2 protein-coding genes are annotated in these 1778 nt (G+C 60.0%); one reads left to right on the plus strand and one right to left on the minus strand.

The features are described from left to right. Nucleotides 1–90 precede the first annotated feature (90 nt). A complete protein-coding gene (locus HT737_RS26605) occupies nt 91–954 on the minus strand; it encodes a universal stress protein (protein WP_182404326.1) in 864 nt (287 codons plus the stop codon). Nucleotides 955–1113: 159 nt separating this feature from the next. Here HT737_RS26605 and HT737_RS26610 point away from each other — a divergent pair, with 159 nt between their 5' ends. Then, entirely contained in the window at nt 1114–1722 is a 609-nt protein-coding gene (locus HT737_RS26610; protein ID WP_047293644.1) for a tRNA-(ms[2]io[6]A)-hydroxylase, read from the plus strand. Nucleotides 1723–1778: the final 56 nt, after the last annotated feature.

Raw genomic sequence — 1778 nt, forward strand, 5'->3', positions numbered from 1 at the left:
TATCGCTGGCAGGCCAGCTCCCACAGGGATATGCATTCCAACGGTGGGACGAGCCTGCTCGCGAAGGCGCTGGTTCAGGCACCGTAATCCTCAGTGTTTCACCGCCAACTCCACCAGATGATCCTCAACCTCCTGCGGCTTGAGCACCAGCACGTCGCTTTCCAGTGCATCCAGCACCACTTCAGCGGTATTGCCGATCAACGCGCCTGACAACCCGCTGCGCGCTACGGTGCCGATCACGGTTACCGCCGCCTGCAGCTTGTGCGCCATGAACGGAATCAACACATCCGCCGGGCCTTCCTCGATATGCAAATGCTCGTCGTCCACATCGAACTCGGCCTGAAACGCCTTGCACTGCTCGCGGTACCGCGCTTCGATGGTTTCCTTGAGCTGGAAGGTCGGATCCGCGGCCGAGAGCATGGGCGACGGATGCGCCGTGATCACATGCAGATGCGCCTTGGCCAGGCTGGCAATGTCGTAGCCATGATCAATGATCGTGGTGTGCAAATGCCGGTGTTCGCCATCGGCATTGCCCACATCCACAGCCGCAAGAATCACTCGGTCTTTCCAGGAGGTGGATGTTTTCACCAACAGCACCGGAGTCGGGCAGTGGCGCAGCAGTTTCCAGTCGGCCGGGGTCAGCAGGGCCTTTTTCAGCGCGCTGTCGGGATAGTGCTGTTTGATCACCAGCCCGCAACCTTCGGCCTGCTGCACGTCGATGATGGTCTCGTGCAGGCTTTCGTTCCATGCCTGTTCGGTGGTCACGCTGTAGCCATCCGCCAACAGCGCGGCTTTGAGCACGCCAAGCATGCCGGCATGGTCGTGCTTGCGGTCACACACCAGCAGGTGCAGATGGGCCCGGGTCACGCCGGCGATCAACTTGGCGCGCTTTAGCGCCAGGCTTTCCGAGTGTTCGGGTTCGATGACCACCAGAATGCTGCGAATGGCTTGCATGAGCGGAGTCTCCAGCAAAGAAAAGGCACGGCGTTGCACAACTATAGTTGCTGCTCATGCGCCTGCGACTTGATGCATATCAACGCCTGCGACTGGTGGTCTGCGGGCAGGCCGGTATAATCGGCGGCCTTTGCTCGTACACCTTTTACCGTGAGCCTCATGATCCTTCCCGAAATCCACGAATTCCTTGGCTGCCGCACGCCCGACGCCTGGGTCCAGGCGGCACTGGCCGATCAGGAAACCCTGCTGATCGACCACAAGAACTGCGAGTTCAAGGCCGCCAGCACCGCGCTGAGCCTGATTGCCAAGTACCATTCCCACGTCGACCTGATCAACATGATGTCGCGTCTGGCCCGGGAAGAACTGGTGCACCACGAACAGGTCATGCGCCTCATGAAACGCCGCAAGATCGAGCTGCGCCAGCTGCACGCCGGGCGCTACGCCTCGGGACTGCGCAAAGTGGTGCGCAGCCACGAGCCGGTGAAACTGGTGGATACGCTGGTGGTCGGCGCATTCATCGAAGCGCGCAGTTGTGAGCGTTTCGAAGCGCTGGTGCCGCATCTGGACGAAGAACTCGGCAAGTTCTATTTCGGCCTGCTGAAAAGCGAGGCGCGGCACTTCCAGGGTTATCTGAAACTGGCTTACCAGTACGGCGACGCGAAGGACATCGCTCAGGTGATCGACAAGGTGCGTGCTGCCGAGCAGGAACTGATCGAGTCGCCGGACGACGAGTTCCGCTTTCACAGCGGTGTGCCGGCTGCCGCATAACCTGTAGGAGCTGCCGAAGGCTGCGATCTGTTGATCTTGTTTCAAAAATCAAAAGA

Origin of the sequence: Pseudomonas sp. MD195_PC81_125 (assembly GCF_014060985.1) — a bacterium.
Lineage (GTDB): Bacteria > Pseudomonadota > Gammaproteobacteria > Pseudomonadales > Pseudomonadaceae > Aquipseudomonas > Aquipseudomonas parakoreensis.

What these genes read in the sequence shown, in the direction of transcription:
- HT737_RS26605 (WP_182404326.1), bottom strand. Translation starts at nt 954, where the DNA reads ATGCAAGCCATTCGCAGCATTCTGGTGGTCATCGAACCCGAACACTCG.
- HT737_RS26610 (WP_047293644.1), top strand. Translation starts at nt 1,114, where the DNA reads ATGATCCTTCCCGAAATCCACGAATTCCTTGGCTGCCGCACGCCCGAC.